Source organism: Arachidicoccus rhizosphaerae, from assembly GCF_900107765.1.
Classification (GTDB): domain Bacteria; phylum Bacteroidota; class Bacteroidia; order Chitinophagales; family Chitinophagaceae; genus Arachidicoccus; species Arachidicoccus rhizosphaerae.
This window is the reverse complement of the sequence record NZ_FNQY01000005.1, coordinates 210,241-236,194: the sequence shown is the minus strand read 5'-3', so window position 1 is coordinate 236,194 and position 25,954 is coordinate 210,241. Positions and strand designations below refer to the sequence as shown.

Genomic DNA, 25,954 nt, shown 5'->3' with positions numbered 1-25,954 from the left:
AACTTGTTGCGAAACCGCTAGGTCGTCCATCCGCAACGGCAGTGAAAAATCACATAAGACCGGGCGAAAGAAATCCAATAGAGGGAAAATTTGGCCAAGCAAAGACCAGATATGGCATGGACAATATAAAAGCCAAGCTGGCCAATACAAGTACTTCATGGATATCTACTATAGCCCTGGTGCTAAACCTGGTCCGGATGACCAGGCAGGCACCTGTATCCCTACTATTAAGGATACAAAATTGGCTAGCCTATCATGTAGTCAGGCTAGCCGGAAATTTCAGAATTAAAAATTATTATAATGTGTTAATGACCACCTAGCGGTGAGTTATTGAGCAGACTCTAAATTAAATGTTCAGTGTATGAAACTAAAATCATGGCCAGTCTATGGAGTTTTAATTGGCCTGTTAACAGGGCTACTTTGCACAGAGCCGGCCCTTTCCCAAAAAAATCATGCTCCCGATAAAGATTACCTGGCTCAAAAATCGGCGGAAAATGCTGCCGTATTGCTGGGTAAAGCGGGAGATTTATTTCCGGTAAAAAACCTTGACCATAGAAGTATTGTGGCCGTACATTTAACGGATACAGCGCATGCATTATTTGACAGTATTGCCAACTTATATGCACCGGTAGCCAGCCTCACGGCCAGTATTTATAAAGATTCACCAGATTTGTATAATCTACAGGATGATTTGCAACCTTATAATACCGTAATCGTTATAACAACTGCGGCGGGACTCAGTATATACCGTAATCAGCGCTATTTAATGGACATCAGTAAGCGCAAAGACATGATTGTCGTTATTCTGGGAGAGGTCAGGCGTCCTGTTGACCTTAGACTGGCAGCCTTAAAGTGTCCTGTATTATACGTACCGGTGGCTGATGCAATGGCTGCAGCCAACGTGTCAGCACAAATGGTTTTCGGGGGGATCGCCGTCCATGGAAAATTGAAAAAATCAATCGGTCCGGATCTGCCGGCAGGAAGCGGCATTGTTACAAGCGCCATCCGGTTAAAATATACTTATCCGGAAGAGTTAGGCATGTCAACGGATGAATTTAATCAGATTGATCAGCTGGCCGGTGAAGCCATTGATAAAAGAGCGACTCCGGGGATGGTGGTTTTAGCGGCTAAAAACGGGAAGGTCTTTTTTCATAAGGCATACGGATACCATACTTATGATAAAACGCAGCGGGAACAGCTCAATGATATTTTTGATATGGCATCCGTAACTAAGATTACGGCTACCACACCCAGTGTAATGCGTTTGGTGGAAAAAGGAAAACTTAAACTGGATTCTACCATCGGGCATTATATTGCGAGGGCCCGCAAGACAGGGATGAATGATATCCATTTAAGAGAGGTCATGTTGCACCAGGCAGGATTTGTGCCTTTTATCAATTTCCCGAAACTGATAACGGATCAGGATTTCAGCAGAGATTCCAGCTGGGACTATCCTACGAAAGTAGCGGATCACTATTTTATCAGAAGAGGCTTTTTTAAGGATTTTATGTGGCCTACCATGCTATACTCTCCGATCGTCACCAGAGGGAAATATGTTTATAGTGATATAAGTATGTATGTTATGCAGGCAGTCTTAGAATCAATAACAGATACCACTCTTGATGTATATGCGGATGAACAGTTTTATAAACCGTTGGGGATGCATAGTACTGGTTATTTACCTTATTATAAATTTGATGACAGAAGAATTGTGCCAACGGAGGATGATCAGACATTCAGGAAAACGCTTTTAGTAGGTTATGTTCATGATGAGGGAGCCGCCTTAAAGGGCGGTGTTGCTGGTCATGCGGGACTTTTCTCCAGTGCGACAGATCTTGCCGCCTATTATCAGATGTTGCTTAATAAGGGCTATTATGGCGGACAGAGATATTTCCAGCCCCAAACAGTTACCACATTTACTAAAAATGAATCTAAAGTCAGCAGACGCGGTTATGGATTTGACAGGGCAGATCCTGACAAATCCAAGGAATATCCTTCCAGGCTGGCTTCCCAGAATACTTTTGGACATACTGGTTATACGGGTACCTGTGTCTGGGTGGATGAAGACCGGGACTTGGTCTATATCTTTTTGTCCAACCGGGTTAACCCGGTACGAAGCACAGAAATCTACAATTTAAAAACCCGTAGTAAGATTCAGGACATATTTAATAAGGCGATTGATGATGCAAATCAGCAGATGCAGCGTAAAAATAAAGGGAAAAATACTTCCGTGCATAGCACAAAGAAGCATAAATAAGTGCATTTAAAAGTGGGTAAAGCTGTTGTTGAGTTGATGGGTAATTAAGTTCGCGACGACTAAATGAACTGCGGTGGATCAAAGTCTTCCGTGTCCCTGTCATTGTCTTGAAGACCACGGCTCCGTTGGGTGGTCTGCGCATTTTCAGCAGACTTTTTATCCGGGTATAACGCAGCACCACAGTTTTTGCAAAAAACAGCGCTGGACTCATGCCCCTTTTCACCGCAATTGGGACAGGGTAACAGCGCATAATGCGGCAGGTGGCGCCAGCTTTCCCGCATCATGGAAGTGGAAAGAATTCCCGTGGGCACTGCAATAATCGCATAACCTAAAATCATAATTAAAGAGGAGACGATTTTGCCGGCCGGCGTTACGGGAGCTACGTCACCGTAGCCAACGGTTGTAATAGTGACTATGGCCCAATAAATGCTCTGTGGAATACTTGAAAATTGCGGGTTGCTGCCTGATTCCAGCATATACATAATAGCGCCCAAAAAAATAGTAAGCAGCAGGACAAAAAATAAAAAGATAAGAATCTTTCTAAACGACCGGATCATGGCAAAGAGTAATCTTTTACTCTCATTTAAAAATTTGACCAGTTTAAAAATTCTGAAGACTCTCAGCAGCCTGAAAGCACGAATCAGCATCAGAACATGCGTTTCAGGAAAGAAATGTTCCAGATAGGAGGGGATGATGGAAAGTACATCAATCAGTCCGTAAAAGCTAAATATATAACGGCCAGGCCATTTTACACAAGTAATGCGGAGTAAAACCTCCAGGGTAAAGAATACCAGATATATTTTGTCCAGTACCTTAAACAGGTGAGCGTATTTAGAATCGGGCCCCAGCATAGACTCTAATAACAAGACACCGATATTGGTCAGTATAAACAGAACCAGGATAATATCAAATAACTTGCCTTTCGGAGTGTCCGATTTAAAGATGATATTATAAACATTTTGTCGCCATCCCGGATTATCCGGCTCGTTGTCATACTCTGCATCCAGAGATTCTAAAAAGGTAAAATCGTCATCAGGTTTCGCCATGTAAATCGTATTCGTGCAAAATAGTCACCGCTCAACCCATTGCATTGGTGAGCCATTTACAATAGTATGAATTTAGTTTACCTGTCCTCCAATCTATTGAGGCAAAAGGTCTATTAATAAACTGTTGATCAATATGAACTTATTAAAAAAAGTCAGCTATAAAGCCTAGGAAGGATGAGATTCGGTAGCACTGCTGGCGCTATGGGCTTCATCAGGCATATGTCCCAGTTCTTTATTAAGTTCAAGTAAGGCTTCATCAGCTGCTTTTTCGCCACCGGCGATTTTAATTTTATCCAGCAGGTTGAGTGCAAGTGTTTCTTCCTCTACTTGTTCTTTTACGAACCATTGCAGAAAGTTCCAGGTAGCCCAGTCCTGTTCTTCAAAACTTTGTTTGACAATTTTATTAATGGACTCTGTATTGCTGACTTCCTGTTCAAAAACTTTATTAAAACAATCCTGTATACTCTTAGGATCAGGGCCGGGTTCTGAAAGCGCTGCTATTTTAACCTTAGAGCCTCTGTCCAGAATATAACGTAAAAATTTCATCATATGATTGCGCTCTTCATGAGCATGGCGAAATAAAAAATTACTGATACCTGAATATCCCTTGTCATCTGCCCAGCTAGCCAGTGCCAGATAACTCTGAGCGGCTTCTGCTTCGGTTGTTAATTGATGGTTTAAGGCCAGATTCATGGCCGGAGAAAGTCTGTCGGTATTCATCTGTTTTAAGTTTAAAGGTTAATAATATCAGTTTCAATATATCATCCGCCGGCTTATCATTCCGGGGGGATGATAATATCCGGCACCTGTCTTAGGTTACTACCTTAAAGTTAGGCGTTTTTTGTCAATTTTTTAAATTTTGTTCCATTTGTCGGCTGATTATAAGCTTTTTCCGAACATCTTTCGGGAATGCATAATTCCATAAGGATATGCTATCATTTTGATTTTTAATCTACAAAGAATTTCGTAGTGTTAAATAAAATGGGACGGCCAGGTGTTGTTTAATCCCGTCCTTGATAAATTTTGCCGCCATTTCACCCATGAATTTAAAATCGGCGGAAATGGTGGTGATACCATTTAAAATAATTTGTTTAATAGGTGTCTCGTTATAGGATATAATTCCAATCTCAGCTCCGACTTTATAACCGGTTTCCAGAATTTTCTTGACTAATATGACCAGGTCATCTTCCATAAGGCAGATATAAACAGTTTCTGATTGTAAATTGGCCTTATCAATGTTTCGGATGATCTGGTGACCGAAATGGTGGTCATTGCAAAATTTGGCAAACCCGTCCAATATAGCTTCCGGGTGATAGGTGTTTTCAGGGAATATAATTTGTATACTCTTATATTTTCTAAGCCTGATCAGGGCAGCACTGAGCGCATTGTATATTTCCTTTTCAAAATCTTCAAAAACAGCCCCATACTTTCCACTGACACCTTTTACAAGCTGACTCATAAGGATCAGTTTGTCTTTTGGAATAGAATTGATGATTTTATCGGCATAATTACCCCCATCCACAAAATGAGGAATAATGACAAAATGAGAATAATTGTCTCTTTTTACTTCAAGTATATGCTTAAAATGAGAGAAATCATTATTATAAATATACAAATCAACTATTGCGTTGAATCCCAGAGCCTTAGTAAGTGTATCATAAATGATTTTCTTGTGAACACTTAGTTTATTGAAAATTAAACAGACACTTGGAGATTTCTGCGGCTCTTTGCAACTGATAAAGTACCCCTTTCCCGGTACAGATTTAATAAAGCCAAATCTCTTCAGATATCTATAAGCCTTTTCCACGGTATTGCGCCCGATTTCCAACTCATAACTTAAATTATTAATAGAGGGCAGTAAATAATCCTGAGAAATCGTTCCATCCTGTACCGCTTTAATAATGCAATTGCACAGCTGTAAATACTTTGGCGTAAGCGAGTAATTATCGAATTCAATAAGTGTATAAATGTTTTCGGTGCTTATCATTTTCAAAGGTTTTGTGTTAAAGTTAATGAAAAGCAAGAAAAGCAATTGTCTCAAAAAAGAATATTCTGATAGTCATGGTGGGTTTTAATAATCAGAGATTGGCAAAGTTTATATGAACTACATACAGTAGGGGATAGTTGGTTACCAATTAAAAAATAAATTGCATACGAATGTTATTTAGTATGCTGCATTTGCAATGTATAAATAAAGTTTTGCTCCCAGTTACAAACGATAAAACGCTTAATAAATAATTATAAATTATAATATTATATGTTGGATTTGGGACGGTTGCCTAGTAGTTTCTAAAGGCAGTAAATAAATTATATCATTTTGATTTTTAAAGGAAGAGCGCTTGCTCTTCAGCTGACTTTTTTCGTGAAAGTGTCAGATGGGTCTCTTTGTACATATTTAAAAACCTTCAAAATAGTTTTGTTATGATGAAAAGACAAGTTTTGGGTCTTAAAAGGCTGCGTGTTTTTTTTCTTTCCAGTATGCTGATCTTTTGTGGATTTTTATCAACTGCACAAAATCTTGAGATCCTTCAGGGAAGAGTCTTGTCAAGTATTGATAGTACACCTCTTCCTAGTGCGAGCGTACGAATAAAAGGAACTACCCAAGGAACCATGACAAATGCAAAAGGAGAATTTACCATCAATGCTATTAAGGAGGCGATTCTGATCATTTCCAGTGTTGGTTATGAACAAACGGAGGTTTCAGGCGAATCCTCGTCCATGCAAATCTTTCTGGAACCTTCAACTGGCAAAGCAGCTCTGGATCAGGTAGTGGTCGTTGGGTATGGATCACAACGAAAACAGGATGTAACGGGAGCTGTAGGTATTGTTGATATGGGTACAGTGGCAAAGCAACCTATTGTGGGAGCCAATGAAGCACTAGCCGGACAAATGCCAGGTGTCCAGGTTAGCTTTACCAATGGTATCCCCGGTGGAGGACCACAGGTGCAGATAAGAGGGGTCGGTGCCATAGGAGCCGGAAGCACCCCATTATATGTGGTAGATGGTTTCCCCTTGTCTTCTGATGGAGCTGGGACCGTTCAGATTTCCAATCCATTGAATGATATTCCCGCCAGCGATATAGCCTCTATCTCTGTATTAAAGGACGCCTCTGCAACTGCCATATATGGATCCAGAGGTGCTAATGGTGTCGTTATTATCACAACTAAACAGGGAACAGAAGGAAAGTTGAAATTTAATCTGGATGCCTATACGGGCATACAGAAGATACCCGGCAGGGAAGTGCCAAGTATGATGAACGCCACGCAGTTTGCAGAATTTCAAAAGGAAATAATTGAAGATAACAATGCCTATACCGGGCAAAATAATGCGATTCCTGATATCTATCAGAATCCTGAAGCGTTGGGAGAGGGGATTAATTGGTTTGATGCCATTACAAGAACTGCCCCTATGACTAGCGCGAATTTCAATCTGAGCGGAGGCTCCAAATATTTTAAGATTTATGCATCAGGAGGATACATGAATCAGGAAGGTGTCGTTTTGGCGACAGACTATAGTAAATTTTTTCTCAGAGTAAACCTCTCTGGTCAGATCAGCAAAAAGATCAGCATGGGGCTGAACTTGTCTCCTACCTATTCCTACGGGCATAATGGAGTAACCGGTGGTAATGAAAGAAATGATGCTTTTGGCGCATGGGAAGTAGCTAATCCCATTCCGGCTATTTATAATGATGATGGTTCTTATAATGCCATGATAGGAACGGATGGAACCTGGAATCAGCCGAATCCTGTAATGGTCTTAAAACAAACGGTTCATAAACATACACAGACTCATTTACTGAGCAGCGCATACATTAATTATGAAATTATTCCATCTTTAACTTTTAAATCAACTTTTAATGTTGATCTGGATAATGAAGATCAGACCAATTTTTCACCATCAACCTTAGGTAGCACCAATAATCCGCCACCACATATTCCTTCAGGTTCATTTGGACAATCCAAGTATTTAAACTGGGCGAATGAAAATAGCCTGACTTTTAAAAAGCAATTTGAAGGCGGCCATTCGCTTACGTTATTAGGCGTATTTTCTGAACAGAAACAAACCAATAATTCTGCCTCATTTAATGGAACGGAATATCCTGATGATGCCATTCAGACGCTTAATGCAGCAGCCTTAATTACTGGCGGTACGTATGCCGACAGCTGGGCTTTAGCCTCTTATTTAGGCAGGGTTAATTATAGTTATCAGGATAAATATTTATTAACTGCAACCATAAGAAGAGACGGTTCTTCCAGGTTTGGGGAAAATAACAGATGGGGGACTTTTCCATCTGTTGCATTAGGGTGGGACCTGGCTAAAGAACCCTGGATTCTAAAGGAAGGGTCCAAACTGAGCCAGTTAAAACTCAGAGCGTCCTATGGTATCACCGGAAATGATCAAATAGGGAACTTTACCTATATGAGTCAGCTTGTGACAGGAAATTATGTTTTTGGCAATTCTTTGGCCAGTGGCCGAAAAATAAATTCCATCAGCAATCCTAACCTGGCCTGGGAGCGAACCGCCGAAGTGAATTTAGGGGTGGATCTTGGGTTTTTGAACAATAAGCTTACCTTCTCAGCTGATTTTTATCAATCAAGAACAAAAAGTCTGCTGCTAAATCTGGATATTCCTTCCTCCTCCGGATTCTCTTCCTCAATTGCCAATGTTGGCCAGGTCCAAAACAGAGGATTTGAATTGTCGTTAAATACAATAAATGTTTCTAACCGTGACTTTAACTGGACCTCAGGTTTCAATTTTACCCTGAACAGAAATAAGACACTTGAGCTGGGGCCTGGGCAAACAGAAATTCAGAGTGCCAGTAATATGGAAGGACATCCGACAAATATTACCAGAATCGGGCTTCCTGTAGGAATGTTATTCGGTTATAAGGTCCTGGGTTTATATCAGAATGCGGAGGATGTGCAAAACAGCCCTGCTTTTGCAGATGCCATACCCGGAAATCTGAAAATGCAGGATGTAGACGGCGACGGCCAGATAACACCGGTTTCTGATTTTACGATTATAGGGAACCCTTATCCCAAATTTAATTACGGGTTTACGAATAATCTGACTTATAAAAGGTTCAGTCTGAACCTGGTGTTTTCCGGGTCTTATGGAGCGGACCGCTTAAAGGCTAATTTCGCATCCCTGCATAACATTGACGGAATCTTTAATGTGACAACAGATGTCATCAACAGGTGGCGTTCAGAAGATGATCCTGGTGACGGCAGGGTGCCCACCACTGCCGGGTCCAGCCTGGGGAGGGTGATGTTCAGAGATGTGAATTCCTGGGCAGTTTATAAGGCTTCTTATTTATGGTGTCGAAATATCTCTCTTTCTTATAATTTACCTGAAAAAATAGGCAGCGGTTTCTTTAACAGCATCCAGGTTTATGGTAGCGTGCAGAATGCATTTATTCTGACCAGTTATCCTGGGAATCCGGCTGTTTCAAACTATACGGGTGCCAATGGATATGGTAGTGCATTAACCCCAGGAATTGATTATACCAATTATCCAGTACCCAGAACTTTTGTATTTGGAATAAAGCTGAGTTATTAACCGGATTTGTTTTTGGGGTTTACCCTTACATTTTAATTTAAAAAAAGAAAATCATGAAAATTAATAGTTGTATAATAATCGGGTTGATTTTTTGCATGAATTTAGGGTGTAATAAGTTTTTGGATCAGCAGCCTCAGGATTTTGCATCCTCAACAACTTTTTACCAGAATGCCACGCAGGTGAAGGAAGTACTCAATGGCGCTTATGGAGGATTGCAATCCTTATATGCAGCGGGGGGTAATTTCTGGGCGCTTACAGAAATGAGATCTGACAACACAACGTTTGAATATAATAATGAGGACAGAGGCTCGCTGCAATTAGAAAATGTAGACTATTTTCAGGTAACAACAGATAACAATTATCTGGAATCCATCTGGTCTTCCATTTATAATACGATTGCACAGTGTAATGGGGTGATTTCTCATATTGACGATGTGACTTATGATAGCGACACCGTTAAAAACCAGATTTATGGGCAGGCACTTTTTCTAAGAAGCTTATTATATTTTCATTTAGTCCGGCTATGGGGCAGTGTGCCGTTGGTGTTGGACGTTGTGGACGATCCTTCCGATGCGTACCATAAAAAAGCTACAGTTGATTCTTTGTACGCACAAATTATACAGGATGCCGTTTCGGCTACCGGTTTCTTGCCGGATAATTGGCCATCTGCCGACTTGGGAAGGGCAACAAAGGGAGCGGCCAATACTCTATTAGGGGAAGTATATTTAACAAGAAAGCAATATCAGAAGGCTATTGATGCCTTTGATAAGGTCACCGGTTATTCCTTGATGGCGTCCTATAGTGCTTTATATCTGCCGGCCAATAAAAATAATACGGAATCAATATTTGAAATACAATTCAGTAATGCCATTGAGGGAGAAGCCAGCAATTATCTGTATCATTTTGCACCCTTATATTCCGGATTTAAAACAATCGGGTCTTTTGATCCCAATAGTGGCTCAGGCAGAAATATACCGACCCGTGATTTATTAGGTGATTATGAATCAGGAGATTTAAGAAAGACAGCTTCCATTGCATGGTTTGTAGATCCGTTAAATGTTGATAAAGGATATGTGGAGGCGCAGCATGATTCGGTGCCTTATATCAATAAATACGCAGCCAAGCCAACAGTTTCAGGCAAACAGGATAATGATTTTTATGTTTACCGCTATGCTCAGGTGCTGCTCTGGAAAGCTGAGGCCATTAATGAACTTTCAGGTCCGATAAGCAGTGCTTATACGGCCATCAACCAGGTGCGTAAGCGGGCCGGATTAAAGGAATTAAGTTCTGTGTTAAACCAGGAAAAATTCCGTACAGCCGTTTACCATGAGCAGCGCATGGAAGATGCCTTTGAGAATCACAGATGGTTTCAGTTGTTAAGAACAGGGAAGGCTAAAGAAGTCATGACCGCAAATGGTCAACAGCAAAAGACTTATCAGAGCTGGCTGCCTGCTTCCTCTTATGATCTTCAGGATTATAAACTATTGTTCCCCATCCCACTGACCGAAATTCAGCTAAATGGAATTGAACAGAATGAAGGATGGTGATTTATTTGAGAAAATAGCTTAAATTGAAGTGTCATACTGTCAATTTTCGCAATTTAAATGTCGATATAAATTAAAGGGTTGTTTTTTAACGGTAAAAAAATAAAAACTATTGTATTTATGAAAGAAACAAAATTGCTACGAAGGAGTTATTTTTCTTTAAATGGACGGGCGGGAAAAAGCCTTGGTTACAAGTGGATTTTTTGTTGTCTGCTTCTTTGTACTTCCAGTGCAATGCGGGCGCAAATTGAGGTAGAGCAAGGCTGGGTAGAAAATAAAATAAACCCCATGGGGGTGGCTGTAGCCCAGCCAAGATTTTCTTTTGCCAGTAACTCCACAGGCAAAAATGTTGTACAGACTGCTTATGAAATTCGGGTGGCCACTTCAGTTACTGATCTGCAAAAGGATAAAAAGCTCATTTGGAATTCAGGAAAGGTGAATACTGATCAATCCCTTCATGTGGTATACCAGGGGGCACCGCTTAAATCTGCTCAAAAATATTTCTGGCAGGTTAAAGTTTGGGATAACCAGAAAAATGAGTCAAAGTGGAGTGAACCCGCGGATTTCACAACGGGCATGATGGAAAAACAGGACTGGAAGGCTACATGGATTGAACCTGGGTATAAGGAAGATTCGATTCTTAGGCCTAGCCCTTTGCTGCGCAAAGAATTTAAATTGAATAAAAATATTCAAAGTGCAAGGGTTATAATTACGGCCCACGGATTATATGAAGCTTTTATAAATGGGAAGAAAGTAGGGAATGCGTTTCTGACACCCGGTTGGACAAGCTATAATAAAAGACTTCAATACCAGACTTATGATGTAACTGATCTGGTCAAAGCCGGTGACAATGCGGTCGGGGTGATGCTGGGCAGTGGCTGGTATAGAGGGACACTGGCCTGGGGCGGCAATCATAATTTATACGGAAAGACTTTAGGCGTTCTTTTTCAACTGGAGATTACCTATACAGATGGCACTACTGCAACCGTTTTGTCGGACGGCTCCTGGAAATCGGCTACCGGGGAAATTCGTTATGCTGAAATTTATAACGGTGAAACCATTGATCACAGGCAAACTAAAACCGGCTGGACGGCTCCCGGATTTAAAGATAATGACTGGACTCCCGTGAAGGTGGTTGATGACGGCTACGATAATCTGGTTACGACCCAAAATGAATTGGTGCAGCAACATGAAAGTTTTAAGCCGATTAAAGTGATCACGACTCCAAGCGGAGAGAAAGTGCTGGACTTTGGACAGAACCTGGTAGGATGGGTGGACGTAAAGTTAAAAGGCAAAGCCGGTGATACTGTCAAAATATTCCATGCTGAAGTATTGGATAAAGCGGGTAATTTTTACACCACAAATTTACGCATGGCCAAGGCAGAAGATCAGTATATTTTAAGTGGCAAAGGTGAAGAGTCCTTTCATCCTCATTTTACCTGGCATGGGTTCAGATATATACGCGTAGAAGGTGTGGACGGACCCCTGAATCCGGATGACTTTACGGCAGTTACCCTTTATTCAGCTATGCCTCAGACCGGTCAGTTCAGTAGCTCTGATTCTTTAATCAATCAACTGCAACATAACATTGAATGGGGCTTAAGAGGGAATTTTCTGGATGTACCCACGGATTGCCCGCAAAGAGATGAAAGACTTGGATGGACCGGAGATGCAGAAGTGTTTTCAAGAACAGCTTCCTTTATCCGCAATGTGAATAGTTTCTTTGATAAATGGATGCAGGATGTAGCGGCAGATCAGTTGCCTGACGGACGGGTGGCACACGTAGTGCCCAATGTACTGGGAGAGGGTTCTAGTGGTGCTGCCGGCTGGGCTGATGTTGCAACGATTATTCCTTGGAATATGTATCTCGCCTATGGCGATAAACAAATCCTGGAGAAGCAATATGCCAGCATGAAGGCCTGGGTGGATTATATTAAAAGCGTTAGTAAGGATAATCTTTGGAATACGGGTTATCATTTCGGGGACTGGTTATTCTATCATCCCGATGATGATAACGATGGCCGTGCAGCGGTTACGGACAAATACCTGATCGCTCAATGCTTCTACGCGCATTCCACCCAATTACTGATTAATGCAGCCAGTGTATTGGGGCGCAGCAGCGATGTAACCAGTTATTCTGCCTTATTAAAGGATATCAAGGCGGCATTTTTGAAAGAATATGTTACGCCATCAGGTCGTCTGGTGTCCAGTACCCAAACGGCATATGTGCTGGCCCTCAATTTTGATATGTTACCAGAAAACTTAAGGGCGCAGGCCGCAAAAAGACTGGTGGAGAATATTCATAGTTATGGAGATCATATTACCACAGGCTTTCTGGGTACCCCGTTTATCAGTGCTGTATTAACCAGATTTGGGTATAGCGATGTAGCCTATCAACTACTTTTACAGAAAACCTATCCTTCCTGGCTGTATCCGGTAAAAATGGGTGCCACCACCATCTGGGAGCGTTGGGACGGGATTAAACAGAATGGGGATTTTGAAAATGCAGGGATGAATTCCTTTAATCACTATGCCTATGGAGCCATAGGGGACTGGATGTATCGCAAAATGGTGGGTCTGGATACCTATGAAGACGCACCTGGGTATAAACATAATAAGATTCAGCCTTATATTGGAGGTGGGTTTACCTCGGCCAGGGCTAGCCTGAAGACGTATTTTGGCACTTTGTCCAATAGCTGGCAATTATCCGGGTCAAATCTATCGATGGATATAGAGATACCGGTCAATACGACCTCTACCGTCTTTGTCCCTACAACCAATCCTGCGTCGGTGGCCCTGGATGGTAAATCTCTGAATGGCCAGGGTGGCCAGAAGGCTGAGGTTTTGCCAGCTCAGGGGACTTCCGGCCAGTTCGTTAAACTGGAACTGGGTTCAGGCCGTTATCATTTGACAAGTACATTTGTTCAGGACGGTGCCAACCAGGCAAAACAGGGAGTGAAAAAATAAAAGCAGGCAAGTTTTTAAAAACATAAGCCGGATCCCTTCGGTAAAATACGCTATGGTGTATTTTACCGAAGGGATCCGGCTTTATATTGGTTAACCTATTGAGGTTTTAGTCATGGGTATGCGGTTTTTCATCCGCGCAAACAGTTTCGCCACAACTGGTACTTTCTAATTCAAAAGTGACATGATGAATATTGGCATGCAGCAGGTCATGCCGTAACTCCTGTTTAATGGATTCGTAACGGATAAGATCAGTGCCGGATAAAACTAAATGAGCTGTTAAGGCATTCTCATTACTGCTTAAGGGCCAGATGTGGATGTGGTGGACACTCTTTATGTCGGGATATGTTAAAATAATGGCTTTAACCTGATCCACATCAATATCTTCCGGCATTCCGTCCAGTGCCAGATGTATACTCTGGCTAAACAGTCCCCAGGTGGCTTTTAGGATGATCAGGCCAATTATAATACTAAGTACCGTGTCGATCCAGTACCATCCCGTATAGTTCATTAATAATCCGCCTATGACCACGCCCACCGAAACGATGGCATCGCCTACCATATGCAGATAAGCTCCTTTGATATTAATATCCTGCTTTTGGTCTTTAAAAAACAGATAAGCAGAGAACCCATTAATCAATACGCCTACCAAAGCCACCAGAGAAACCACGTTGCCATGAATGGCTACAGGCTTTCCTATTCTGGCAATTGCCTCATAGAAAATAAAAAATACGGTAACAAATAAAAGCAATGCATTCAACAAAGAGGCCAGAATCGTGCCTTTTTTATAGCCATAGGTGTATTTTCTGGAGGCCTTGGCCTGCATCATTTTAAAGGCAAATAAAGAGATTAAAAGGCTGAATACATCGGTGGCATTATGCCCTGCATCACTAATTAGAGATAAAGAATCCTGCAGGTAACCTACGATAAATTCAATGATCAGAAAAGCGGTATTAAGACCTATTCCCACAATAAAAGCAGTATTAATCTTCTCAAGGCCTGGCATATGGCTATGAGAATGACCATGGGCATGTCCATGATGATCCTTACTGTCTGCGTGCTGGTGAGTAAGGCTGCTCTGCTGCCCGGGATTTATCTGGTCCTGAGAAGAGTTGTCAGTCTTCGGTTCCATAGTTGAATGTATCATTAAACTGAAGCATTGTTTATCAATACAAAACTAGTAAAACCAGGGCCACAGGGTGGATTTATCTTTGTAATAAGGTTTCAAAAAAGGGGTTTGCCTGTTTGGACAAGCCGCTTTGGCGTACCCCCTAAACGACTTATAATTAAAAGATTATCAATTCTCTGTCAGCGCTATAATCGTGAAACCGGCCTCTCTTACTTTTGCTGTTACCAGTTCGTTAATCTTTAGCTGATCCGGAGCTGTTACAGTGAGTATCTTCTGCGGGTTTTTGGTGTCTACCTGCCAGCTTAGGAGCTGCGGGATTTGTTGCATAAACGGGGTTACTTTTTCAATGCATCCGCTGCAATTGATATTTGTTTTAAATTGATAAGTTGTCATCAGATGTATATTTATTTTATTTAAATAGGATTCGTTCCAGATTTTCGTGATTATAGTTTTCTGTATCTGAGTCTTAGGCTGGACATCAGCACAGAGATGCTGCTCAGCGCCATGGCACCTCCGGCTATCATCGGATCCAGCATGAAATGAGTTACCGGATACAGGATGCCTGCAGCAACAGGTATGCCTATCAGATTATAAATAAATGCCCAGAACAGGTTTCCTTTAATTGTTTTATTGGTCATTTTGGATAGGATTATACCTTGAGGGATCTTAGATAACTGATGACCCACAAGGGTCATCCCTGCAACTTCCATAGCTATTGCGCTGCCTGCTGAAAGTGCTATACTGATATCGGCTCCTGCCAGGGCGGCACTGTCGTTGATGCCGTCTCCTACCATCGCTACGGTTTTTCCTGCTGACTTTAACTGCTGAATATAATCCAGCTTATCCTGCGGCAATAACCCGCCAAATGCATGCTGGATATTTGTTTTAGTGGCCACCCTGGCTACGGCCTGCTGCGTATCTCCTGACAATAAATGGGTCTGGATATGCCACTGATGCAGTTTTTTAATGGTGTCTGTTGCGTCTTGTTTCAAGGTGTCTGCGATGGCAAGTACTCCAAGAAGAGTGCCTTTTTGTGCAGATGCATGTTTCGTACTTACATCTGTATTGTCTTTAACGGGTCTGGTACCGAAATAAATGATCGTATCCCCCTGATGTAATGCTTCAAAATCTGAAACAACTTTATCTTTATAAGCAATATTATATTGCTGCATCAGTTTTTCGTTGCCCACATAGTAGTCATTCAATGGTAGTGCCCCGTTTATTTCGGCGGAAGTGTAGTCGGTATGGATCGGGGGATTTGTTTTCTTTATTAAGGCGTTTTCTAACGGATCATGAATGACCGCATGGAGTCCTAAACCTGGTAAAAAAGTTGTTTCAAGTGAAGGAGAAGGTGTCTTTTCATGAGCTGTGTTTTGGTTGCCCATTGCATCCTTTTGCATCCCCTCTAAGTGATTGACAACGGCCTCCGATAAAGGATGCTGCGCTCTTTGCTCAATGGCGCAAAGAAGTGATTTGTACAGGGTATGCTGGTTTAGCCATAGGGTAGCTTGTACGGTAGGCTTGCCGGTCGTGATGGTACCTGTTTTATCTAATACAATGTCTGTGACTGCCGCCAGCTTTTGAAGATGGGCGGCATCTTTAATAAGTATGCCCATGGAAGCTCCCCTGCCAATCCCTACCATGATGGCAGCCGGCGTTGCTAGCCCCAGCGCGCAGGGGCAGGCGATAACCAGTACACTGACCATGGCCAGTATAGCCCTGGAGATCTGGGCAGATCCGCCGATCAGCCACCAGCTTAAAAATGTAAATACTGCAATAATTAAAACCACAATTACAAAGCGGGCGGCAATTTTATCGACGAGTCGCTGTATGGGCGCTTTACTGCCCTGGGCTTCCTTTACCAGGCGGATAATAGCAGATAACGTAGTAGCACTGCCGACCTGTGTGGCGGTCATGGTAAAGCTGGAATGGGTATTGATGGTGCCGGCGTATAACTTGTCGGAAACGGATTTTTCAACCGCAACCGGTTCTCCGGTAATCATGCTCTCATTGATAAAGGGCTGGCCGGAGAGCAGGGTGCCGTCAACGGCAATGGACTCTCCCGGTCGGACAAGTAGTTCATTGCCCGGTTGAATATCACCGACAGGAACTTGTCTGTTTTGACCTGCTTCAATCAGCGTCGCATATGCAGGCTGACTACTCATTAGTTTTTTAATATCCGCTGTAGTACGCCCTTTAGCCTTCATCTCTAATGCCTTGCCCAGTAATATAAAACAGATGACAACGGCTGCTGATTCAAAGTACAGATGGCCTGGAAGACCTTTTGCAGCCCAGAATCCGGGCACCGCAATAACGCTGAGCGAATATAGGTAAGCGATGCTGGTAGATAGGGCGACCAGGGTGTCCATACCAGCCTTTCCATGAAGCATTTGCCTGTAGGCGCTGACGAAAAACCGGCCGCCGAATAAAAAGATGACCAAGGTCGCCAGTATCAGCATACCCCAGTCGGCAAAGGGCCAGTGCATACCCCACATGGAGATAATGATTAACGGAATACTGAAGATAGTGGCAAAAACCGCTGACCTTTTTACGGACCGAAAGGCGGCTTCATTTTTTTGTTCTATAATATCTGCTGCTGTATCACTTGGCTCCAGCAGCAGGTCATATCCCACAGATCTGACCGCAGCCTGAATCTCCTGTTCATTTATTTGTTTGGAATCAAAGTCAATGACAGCGCTTTGAGTGGCAAAATTTACCGAAACCCGCAGGATTCCTTTAAGGTGTTTAACGGTAGACTCCACACTCCCAGCACAGGAGGCGCAGGAAAGACCCAGTACCGGAAAATTATGTTGACGGATATGGGCCGCTGAGCGGTTATCGTCGTTTTGGGGATAAATACTGCCTTTGCGGGCGGACGCTGTTTTTACCAGAGATGAATCTTGTATTTCTTTTACGGTGCTTTGCATGTCGAGTACTGCTATTATAACTGAATATTAAGAAACACAAAGTTCCTTTCTTATGGTAAGGTTGCTATTATAGATTTATAGGGAAATCTTACAGTTTTTCCCGGAAATCCGGAAAATGGCAGTTAAGGCGCAAAATGCCGGGAAGGACCAGGCAGGCAGCAGATGTTTTTTTGTTATAAGTCTGTCAGGAATTTCCTTTTTTTGTCCTTAATCTGCTTAAAATGGCTCGCAGTAAGCCCTGTTACTTTTTTAAACTGGGCACTCAGATGGGCTGTGCTGCTGTATCCGAGATTAAAGGCAATCTGGTTTAGGGTGAGTTCATCGTATACCAGCAATTCCTTGACAAATTCTATGCGCTGTGCGATATAATATTTTTCGATAGTCTGTCCTTCGGCAGCTGAGAAAATGGCGCTCAGGTGGTTGTAATCATAGTGAAGTTTGCCGGAGAGTATCTGAGAGAGATTTTCTTTGGGCTTTTCTCCGTCTGCATTTCTGACCAGGCTGATGACAATCTTTTTTATTTGCTCTATGAGGCGGCCTTTTTGCGTGTCTATAAGTTCAAAACCCAGAGCCTGAAGTTCTTTGGAAAAAACAGCGAGCTGCGCTTTGTCGGGACTGATGGAGCTGCCGGATGTATCTTCTTTCCATGTAATAGTGCCCAGGTCCACCTGGGCATTGTCCCAGCCTAACTGTTTTGCCAGAACTTCTACAGCCTGTACACAGCGGGGACAAACCATATTTTTGATATGCAGTACCAATTTTGCCATGGGATCTAGCCGTAAAGGTAATACAATTGCTGTTGATGGAAGGACATCGGTACTTTCCTTTGGGCTACTGTCCGGATGTGCATGACTGTTTTTCAGGGAGGAGCATTTTGCTGAAGTGAGTTTACTGAATAATGCTTTATTTTGTATGACAGGCTGAGACAGCCTGCATACCTTGATTTTTTCTCAGGTGATGCCTTTTGTTTAAAATAATCAGATGAACCCAAACCGGATTGAAAGCATATTAAAACAATACTGGGGCTATGACGGCCTGAGAGGTATTCAATCCGCTGTCATTGAGGCCGTGCTGGCCGGGCGCGATGTGCTGGCCATCATGCCCACTGGGGGAGGCAAATCGATTTGTTTTCAGTTGCCTGCCCTGATGCAGGAAGGCATTTGTCTGGTCGTCTCGCCGCTGATCGCCCTGATGCAGGATCAGGTGGAAAGGTTAAACCGCATTGGGATAGCCGCTGCCGCTATACATAGTGGCTTAAGCAGAAAAGACTTGAACCGGATTTATGATGATGTAGAGCAGGGGCTTTACCGTTTTTTGTATGTGTCTGCAGAAAGGCTGGAGACCCGGGATTTACTGGAGATGCTCAGCGAAGTAAAGATTCAGCTATTAGTCGTAGACGAGGCGCATTGTATTGCCGAATGGGGGTATGATTTCAGGCCAGCCTATTTAAAAATAGGCAGCCTGCGCAGAGGACTTCCAGGAGTGCCCTGTCTGGCGCTTACAGCCAGCGCAACACCGGCGGTACAAAAAGACATTGTTGAGCAGTTAATGCTGAAAGCCCCCGTGGTTTTAACACAGGGTTTTTCAAGGCCGGAGCTTAGCTACAATGTTACAGAATGTCTGGACGAGGAGCATCGGCAGGAAATGTTGTTTGATTTGTTAAGACAGTATAACGGGCAAAGTGTCCTGATTTATGCCAGAAGCAGAAAGCTGACAGAACAGTTAGCCGCCCATTTAATATCCTTAGGTTATCCTGCAGCATTTTACCATGCAGGTCTGGAAAGTCAAATAAAAGAAAAACGCTGGTTGGGCTGGGTGGAAAATAATCCTTCTATTATGGTTTGTACCAGCGCTTTTGGGATGGGGATTGATAAGCCCGATGTCCGGCTGGTTGTGCATTACGGACTTACAGATAATCTGGAGTCTTATTACCAGCAGGCAGGCCGTGGGGGCAGAGATGGTTTGGCCGCTAAAGCGGTTTTATTATATACAGGGGCCGATCAGGCGCAGCTTGAAAAAATGCCGGAATTGATTTATCCGGATTTTGAAGTGATTCAGCAGTTTTATCAGGATTTAGCGGATTATCTGCAATTGCCGGTTGGTGTAGGCGAGGACAGATTTTATAGTTTTCAGATAGCAGATTTTTCTTTGAAATTTAAATGGAATCCGCTCCAGGTCCATAGTATTTTAAGGTCACTGGAGCAGTCCGGATTAATATCATATTTAGAACAGGTCTATTTGCCTTCTAAAATAAAAATGACGGCTTCCCGCGCAGAAATAGATTCCTATTGTCAGGGTGTTAAAGAGCCGGGGGAAGTGCTGGATTACCTGATGCGACATTATGAAAATATATTTATTGAACCGGTAACCATAAGGGAAGGCCAGATGGCCTGGCAATTATATTTGGATGAGTCCAGGCTTAGGAAAATCATGTTCGCATTAAATCAAGCCGGCTTTATTCAGTATCTGCCAGCCCGGAGTCTGCCTCAGGTGCATTTTTTGACAGGCAGGGCACCGGCTAAATACCTGTCATTCAATCATGGGCATTATGCGCAGCGTAAAAAATGGTATGTTTGGCGCCTGGATATGTTGCTGCGTTATGTGGGGCAGCGGCAAAAATGCCGCGCCGGTATGCTGGCCGCTTATTTTGGCCAGTCCTTGGAGGAACCCTGCGGCATCTGCGATAATTGCAAGGCGCAGGCAGATTATCTGCGGTAATGGCAGGGCCGGGTCCGGCCGGCATTACAAAATGATTTTTGTGACTAATTCTTTCAACAGGTCGCTTTCCGAAGCGCCGCCATTATTGACACCCACCCCTTTCAAGTTGAAGTTGTGAAGCAACAGAATGCTTTTGTCAACGCCTCCTGACCCGTATAGTCTGGCTGCCGCCAGATAATCTTTTGCGAAAAAAGGAGCTACACCCAGGGCGCTGGCCACAGCGGCCTCACTATTACCTGCATTAAAAACCATGGATGTCTTGGCGAAGAATCCATATAGCGTAGGTAAAATAACCTGAACAGGGGTTGCCTTAGGGTTTTTGGCAAAAAATTGAAGAATGCTGATGGCCCGGGGTAAATTCTTACTGGCTACCGCTCGTTGAAGTTCAAATACATTATAGTCTTTACTGATGCCGATATAGGTCTCAATATCGTCCTCGGTAATGGTTTTTCGGTCTTTTAGATTGATAGCCAGTTTATTAAGTTCATTATCTATCCTGGAAAGATCCGTGCCTATATGGTCGGCCAGCAACATGATGGTTTTAGGAGTAGCCTCATAGCCGAGTTCCCTGATACGACCGGTAATCCATTCTGGTAATTTATAATCCGGGATCTTTTTGAAAGTGGCGATTTCCCCATTTTTCTTTATGAGCTTGCTGAGCCTGGTTCTGGAATCCAGTTTTTTCTCTTTATGACTGATAATCAGTATGGTACTTGGCTGAGGTTTCTCGCAATAAGACTCCAGTTTGGCGATATCCCGCATGGATTGCGCCTCTTTGAGCAGTACAACCTGTCTTTCTGCAAACATAGGAAACCGCTTACAGGCATTGGCCACATCGGTCCAGGAGGCGTCCCGACCATAAAAAATGGTCAGATTAAAGCCTGCTTCTGACTCGGTCAGCAGCTTTTTCTCTGCGTAATTGACGATTTGGTCAATATAATAGGATTCATCTCCTTCTAACAGGTAGATAGGTTTAAAACTTCCTTTTTGCCAATCACTGATAATTTTTTCCAGGGCCATGTCGCAAATGTAAATTAAATAACGTTTTATTGGGACGGGTTTTAACGAAATGAGGGATGTTCGCAAAATAATTAGCGTTTATTTTTGCAGATTAAAGAATTCTATTACTTTTATAGACGTATCTCAAATGAAAGCAGTTAGCAAAATAATGCACCCACTTATCCTGATAAGTATCCTACTTATCGGTAAGAACAGTGGTGCCCAGCAGCTTTCATCCTCACTGCAGATAGGACCCTATGACACCATTCGGGTAGAATTAACTTTTACAGAGACAGGGATTCCCGTTCCGACCAGCGATCTGGAACCGCTCTATCTGTTTGCCCAAATGACCGCCAAATGGCGCAAATATTATCAGGCCTGGGGACGCCTTAAAAATGCCGTCTATGTTACCTATCCTTATGCCAAAGCGGCGGGATCGGTCATTAATCAGATTAATCAGGAGCTGGTTGGTGTGACCAATAAGCATAAACGTAAAAAAATAATTAAGGCTCATGAAAAGGAGCTGAAAGATAAATTCTCCAGTAAACTGAAAAACTTATCCGTCTATCAGGGTAAAGTCCTCATGAAACTCATCAACAGAGAAACCGGTAACAGCTGTTATGAAATCATCGATGAATATAAAGGTGATTTTTCTGCTGTCGTTTACCAGGGCGTGGCCAAAATCTTTGGGTCCTCACTAAAACAGACCTATGACGGTGCACGCGATGACCGTTCCATAGAGATTCTGGCCCAACAGGCTGCTGCTTATTATGGTTATTAATCCTAACTTTAAGTCTCCTTTTTGACAAAATGCGGTATCTTTGACCAGTTTTGTGCGTATCAGAATAATAAATATTAATGAAAGTAGATATATTAGCCGTTGGTGTTCATCCAGATGATGTAGAATTAGGCTGTGGCGGAGCATTAATAGCCTCTGTAAAAGAGGGCAAGAAGGTAGCGGTAGTAGATCTTACAAAAGGGGAGCTGGGTTCCAGAGGAACACCGGAGACCAGAAAAGCTGAGGCGGAAGCGGCCAGCAGGATTTTAGGGTTATCTGCCAGAGAAAATCTGGGCATGGCCGATGGATTTTTCCAGATTAATCAGGAAAATACCCTGAAGGTGATAACGGCTATCCGCAAATATCAGCCGGAAGTGTTGATTTGCAATGCGCCCCATGATCGTCATCCGGATCATGGTCGCAGCTCTCAACTGGTGAAAGAAGCGGCATTTCTGTCCGGATTAATCCGTATAGAAACAAGCCTGGAAGGTCAGCCGCAAGCGGCCTGGAGGCCCAAGCATTTATATCATTACATTCAGGATGATTATATCGAACCGGATTTTATATTTGATATTACAGATACATTTGAACAGAGGCAGGAATCGATTCTGAGTTATACCACACAGTTTAATGTCGTAGCGGGAGACGGGGTACAGACCTATATCTCTAAACCACAATTTATGCAAGGTGTGGAAGCAAGGGCCAGATTATTCGGCAAAAGAATCGGCGCTGAGTTTGGGGAAGGGTATATTAAAACCAGAGCCCTGGGTATCAGCAGTTTTGATCGATTCATTCTTTAAACTTTTCACTTCAACAATCAACGGATTCTTATAAAAATGGCAGTACCTAAATTTCCCAAGAGCGGCAATTCTTTTCATGTAGAACTCAAAAACCGTATCAATGACTATTTTGCCACCACCGGACAAAGCGTAACGGGTGGGGCTCGTATTTATAGCAAGGCGATTATTTTATATGCCGCCTTGATTTATTGTTATATTCAGGCTGTATTCTTTACACCAGCTAATATCTGGCTGGATATCCTTCTGTGCGTGGCCATCGGCGCCCTGATTTCGGGTGTTGGATTTAATGTGATGCACGATGGAGGCCATGGCAGCTTCAGTAAATCGCCTGCGGTTAATAAAATTGCTGCCTACTCTGCTGAAATCGTAGGTGCCAGCCAGTTTATGTGGAATATGAAACATAATATTATTCATCATGCTTTTACCAATATTGATGGGGTGGATGATGATATTGATGCCAAGCCTTTCTTAAGGATGGCTTCCACTCAGAAAAAATATAAAATGCATAAGTTTCAGCATTTGTATTTTTGGATGTTTTATTCCATTTTACACATATACTGGACGCTGCTCAGCGATTATAAAAAATATTTTAGTCGCAAAATCGGAGAAATGCCCCTCAAAAAAATGAAGCCTGTGGATCATATTTTATTCTGGGGTTTTAAGGTAGTATATTATACCTTATTCATTGTTATCCCTATTGTCAGACTTGGCTTTGAAAAATGGATCATCGGATATCTGATCTTTTCTTTGACAGCCGGCCTTATCTTAAGTGTGGTTTTCCAATTAGCACATACTGTTGAAGATACGGAATTCCCGATGCCGGATGTGGCCACAGGTAAACTGCAGGACGAGTGGGCTGTTCATCAGTTAAAAACTACCGCTAATTTTGCTACCAACAGTAAAATTATCTCCTGGTATGTCGGCGGACTGAATTTCCAGGTGGAACATCATCTGTTTCCCAAAATCTCCCACGTACATTACCCGGCTATCAATAAAATTGTCAAGCAGGCCTGTAAGGAATATAACGTTACATATATTGAATATAAACGTATGTATCAGGCCTTTATATCGCATGTCAGCTTTTTGAAACATATGGGTCAAATCGCTTAATGACCGGCGTAAACCGGCATGGCACGGACCGCTGTTAAAAAATAAAGTCAAAGTTTTTCAGTTCAATAAAAAAACTATCTTTGTAGTTCACATAATTATAAAAATCAAATCATGGGAGATATTGGATTTTCAGAAATATTATTAATTGCAGTAGTCATCCTGGTTCTTTTCGGAAGCCGTAAAATTCCTGAATTTATGCGTGGTCTGGGTAAAGGCGTACGTGAATTCAATGATGCTAAAGACAGCGTTCGTAAAGAGTTGGAAGAAGGGATGAAGGACAAGGATCAACCTAAAACAACCACTACCAAAGCAGTTGAAACCATTGAACCGGTAGATACTGTTACGGATAAATAAAGGTGTAAGGTTCTCAGGAGCATCCATTAGGAAACACCTAATTCAGCGCTCCTGCACCTTCGATAGATTGAGATTGTACAATTGCTGCTTAATAGATTAACAGACAGTTCTTTTGGGTCAGCAATGATGTTATTATTCATACATGCACTGTCCTTAAGGGCGGAGCTATAAATATTTGCCGTTCTGTTTAGTTTTACATCTATTGAAAGTTATTTAGATGATTTACAGCACCAACGCACCAGTTGCGAGGAGGCTGTAAATCATTTTTTATGTCGCATAGCCGAAAAACAGCATCTGCATGCTTTTCTGGAAGTATTTGAATCCGAGGCGCTCGACCGCGCCCGTCAGCTGGATGAGCAGCGCCAGAGTGGCGCTCCTTTAGGCAGGCTTCACGGAGTTGTTGTAGGTTTAAAAGATGTGATTAGTTATAAAGGTCACGATCTTACCGCCAGCTCTAAAATGCTGTCCGGATATACCGCTGTTTATAATGCAACGGTGGTAGATCGTTTATTGGCAGAAGGAGCGATTATTATTGGCAGGCAAAATTGTGATGAGTTTGCCATGGGATCCAGTAATGAGCATTCTGCATACGGCCCGGTATTAAATGATGCGGATAATACAAGAGTCCCGGGCGGCTCTTCCGGAGGTTCAGCTGTGGCTGTACAGGCAGGACTTTGCATGGTTAGTCTGGGCAGCGATACAGGCGGCTCTGTGAGACAGCCTGCTGATTTTTGCGGCGTGGTAGGCTTAAAACCTTCGTATGGCCGTATTTCCAGGTATGGATTGATTGCCTACGCCTCTACTTTTGACCAGATTGGTATTTTCTCTATTAATATTCCTGATGCAGCACTGATACTGGAAGTCATAGCCGGCGCAGACGACATGGATAGTACAGTTAGTCAGGAGCCGGTAGTAGCTTATAGTAGCCTGCTGTCTGAAGAGCGAAACGCAGGTAAAAAATATAAACTGGCTTATTTCAGACAGGCGCTGGAGCATCCGAGCCTGGACCCTGAAATTAAATCAGCCATTACGGGTTTAATCGACCGTTTAACGGCAGCAGGACACAGTGTTACCGCCATAGATTTTGAACTGCTTGATTATGTGGTGCCTACCTATTATGTCCTGACGACGGCTGAAGCCTCTACCAACTTATCGCGTTATGACGGAGTGAAATTCGGGCACCAGACAGCCGAAAAAACCGAAGATTTAACAGCGTTTTATAAGAAGAACCGGAGTGAAGGCTTTGGTCGGGAAGTGAAAAAAAGAATTATGTTAGGAACTTTTGTTCTTAGTGCGTTTTATTTTGATGCGTACTTTGCTAAAGCCCAGCAAATTAGAAGATTACTGTCTCAGAAATCTCAGGAAATTTTTAACAATTACGACGCATTGATTTCTCCCAATGCCCCCTGTGTAGCGTTTAAATTAGGGGAAAAGCAGGGAGATGCTACCGAGATGTATCTGGCTGATATTTATACCGTTTTTGCCAATTTAGTGGGAATCCCGGGAATTTCGTTGCCGCTTTTTCGCACAAATGATGGCATACCTTTTGGTATACAGGTGATGTCAGATCAATTAAAAGAGTTATCTTTGCTAGCTCTTTCAGATCAATTGATGCAATCAGAAGGCAAACATTAAGAATTATATACGAACAGTCCTCATCAAACAGCTTCTTTGCATCCGGTTTACCTTGATTATGAGGTAATACCGTTCAGGATTAATGCAGACGCATTTTTTCTAAGTTAAGCCCGAAGTTCAGTCAAATGCTGAAC

At 42.7% G+C, this 25,954-nt stretch carries 19 protein-coding genes; 11 read left to right on the top strand and 8 right to left on the bottom strand.

Annotation, left to right across the window (positions count from 1 at the left end; genetic code table 11):
- A partial coding sequence (locus tag BLU80_RS06525) for a transposase (RefSeq protein WP_211481769.1) occupies positions 1 to 320 on the top strand: 320 nt, incomplete at its 5' end.
- Positions 321 to 361: 41 nt separating this feature from the next.
- Positions 362 to 2,257, top strand: a complete 1,896-nt coding sequence (locus tag BLU80_RS06520) for a serine hydrolase domain-containing protein (RefSeq protein ID WP_091395353.1) — start codon at positions 362 to 364, stop codon at positions 2,255 to 2,257.
- Between the two features lie 59 nt (positions 2,258 to 2,316).
- Here BLU80_RS06520 and BLU80_RS06515 read toward each other — a convergent pair whose 3' ends face one another.
- The 3 genes from BLU80_RS06515 to BLU80_RS06505 all read right to left on the bottom strand — a co-directional run bounded on the left by BLU80_RS06515 (position 2,317) and on the right by BLU80_RS06505 (position 5,290).
- Positions 2,317 to 3,303 (bottom strand): ion transporter, encoded by a 987-nt coding sequence (locus tag BLU80_RS06515; protein WP_091395348.1) that lies wholly within the window; start codon positions 3,301 to 3,303, stop codon positions 2,317 to 2,319.
- Between the two features lie 165 nt (positions 3,304 to 3,468).
- Complete coding sequence (locus BLU80_RS06510) at positions 3,469 to 4,023, bottom strand: ferritin (RefSeq protein WP_091395345.1); 555 nt, start codon at positions 4,021 to 4,023, stop codon at positions 3,469 to 3,471.
- A 232-nt stretch (positions 4,024 to 4,255) separates the two neighbouring features.
- Positions 4,256 to 5,290 carry a GntR family transcriptional regulator gene (locus BLU80_RS06505; protein ID WP_091395342.1) on the bottom strand — a complete coding sequence of 345 codons (1,035 nt, stop codon included), beginning with the start codon at positions 5,288 to 5,290 and terminating at the stop codon, positions 4,256 to 4,258.
- Between the two features lie 434 nt (positions 5,291 to 5,724).
- Between BLU80_RS06505 and BLU80_RS06500 the strand changes: the two genes are divergently transcribed.
- From BLU80_RS06500 to BLU80_RS06490, 3 genes are all read left to right on the top strand, one after another.
- A complete protein-coding gene (locus tag BLU80_RS06500) occupies positions 5,725 to 8,862 on the top strand; it encodes a SusC/RagA family TonB-linked outer membrane protein (RefSeq protein WP_091395338.1) in 3,138 nt (1,045 codons plus the stop codon).
- Positions 8,863 to 8,915: 53 nt separating this feature from the next.
- A complete protein-coding gene (locus BLU80_RS06495) occupies positions 8,916 to 10,409 on the top strand; it encodes a RagB/SusD family nutrient uptake outer membrane protein (protein WP_091395334.1) in 1,494 nt (497 codons plus the stop codon).
- 117 nt (positions 10,410 to 10,526) lie between these two features.
- Positions 10,527 to 13,373, top strand: a complete 2,847-nt coding sequence (locus BLU80_RS06490) for an alpha-L-rhamnosidase (protein WP_244518784.1) — start codon at positions 10,527 to 10,529, stop codon at positions 13,371 to 13,373.
- A 106-nt stretch (positions 13,374 to 13,479) separates the two neighbouring features.
- Here the strand turns inward: BLU80_RS06490 and BLU80_RS06485 are convergent, their stop codons facing one another.
- The 4 genes from BLU80_RS06485 to BLU80_RS06470 form a co-directional block, all read right to left on the bottom strand.
- Complete coding sequence (locus tag BLU80_RS06485; RefSeq protein WP_091395330.1) at positions 13,480 to 14,502, bottom strand: cation diffusion facilitator family transporter; 1,023 nt, start codon at positions 14,500 to 14,502, stop codon at positions 13,480 to 13,482.
- 165 nt (positions 14,503 to 14,667) lie between these two features.
- On the bottom strand, positions 14,668 to 14,892 hold the full coding sequence (locus tag BLU80_RS06480) for a heavy-metal-associated domain-containing protein (RefSeq protein ID WP_091395327.1): 225 nt from the start codon (positions 14,890 to 14,892) through the stop codon (positions 14,668 to 14,670).
- A 50-nt stretch (positions 14,893 to 14,942) separates the two neighbouring features.
- Positions 14,943 to 17,426: a heavy metal translocating P-type ATPase gene (locus BLU80_RS06475; protein WP_091395324.1), complete on the bottom strand. Its 2,484-nt coding sequence runs from the start codon at positions 17,424 to 17,426 to the stop codon at positions 14,943 to 14,945.
- 173 nt (positions 17,427 to 17,599) lie between these two features.
- The gene (locus BLU80_RS06470; protein WP_091395321.1) at positions 17,600 to 18,193 is read right to left on the bottom strand and encodes an AraC family transcriptional regulator; all 594 of its coding nucleotides are present in this window, start codon (positions 18,191 to 18,193) and stop codon (positions 17,600 to 17,602) included.
- A gap of 214 nt (positions 18,194 to 18,407) precedes the next feature.
- On the opposite strand from BLU80_RS06470, the gene BLU80_RS06465 reads away from it, so the two are divergent.
- Positions 18,408 to 20,144 (top strand): RecQ family ATP-dependent DNA helicase, encoded by a 1,737-nt coding sequence (locus BLU80_RS06465; protein WP_091395318.1) that lies wholly within the window; start codon positions 18,408 to 18,410, stop codon positions 20,142 to 20,144.
- A 24-nt stretch (positions 20,145 to 20,168) separates the two neighbouring features.
- On the opposite strand, the gene holA is transcribed toward BLU80_RS06465, so the two are convergent.
- Complete coding sequence (gene holA, locus BLU80_RS06460) at positions 20,169 to 21,164, bottom strand: DNA polymerase III subunit delta (RefSeq protein ID WP_091395316.1); 996 nt, start codon at positions 21,162 to 21,164, stop codon at positions 20,169 to 20,171.
- 148 nt (positions 21,165 to 21,312) lie between these two features.
- On the opposite strand from holA, the gene BLU80_RS06455 reads away from it, so the two are divergent.
- The 5 genes from BLU80_RS06455 (at position 21,313) to gatA (ending at position 25,820) form a co-directional block, all read left to right on the top strand.
- Positions 21,313 to 21,924: a DUF4294 domain-containing protein gene (locus tag BLU80_RS06455; RefSeq protein ID WP_244518782.1), complete on the top strand. Its 612-nt coding sequence runs from the start codon at positions 21,313 to 21,315 to the stop codon at positions 21,922 to 21,924.
- Positions 21,925 to 22,001: 77 nt separating this feature from the next.
- Positions 22,002 to 22,721: a bacillithiol biosynthesis deacetylase BshB1 gene (gene bshB1, locus BLU80_RS06450; protein WP_091395310.1), complete on the top strand. Its 720-nt coding sequence runs from the start codon at positions 22,002 to 22,004 to the stop codon at positions 22,719 to 22,721.
- A 36-nt stretch (positions 22,722 to 22,757) separates the two neighbouring features.
- Positions 22,758 to 23,831, top strand: coding sequence for a fatty acid desaturase family protein (locus BLU80_RS06445; RefSeq protein ID WP_091395307.1), 1,074 nt, complete (start codon positions 22,758 to 22,760; stop codon positions 23,829 to 23,831).
- 111 nt (positions 23,832 to 23,942) lie between these two features.
- On the top strand, positions 23,943 to 24,185 hold the full coding sequence (locus tag BLU80_RS06440; protein ID WP_091395304.1) for a Sec-independent protein translocase subunit TatA/TatB: 243 nt from the start codon (positions 23,943 to 23,945) through the stop codon (positions 24,183 to 24,185).
- Positions 24,186 to 24,356: 171 nt separating this feature from the next.
- Positions 24,357 to 25,820: an Asp-tRNA(Asn)/Glu-tRNA(Gln) amidotransferase subunit GatA gene (gene gatA, locus BLU80_RS06435; RefSeq protein ID WP_317042138.1), complete on the top strand. Its 1,464-nt coding sequence runs from the start codon at positions 24,357 to 24,359 to the stop codon at positions 25,818 to 25,820.
- Positions 25,821 to 25,954 lie beyond the last annotated feature (134 nt).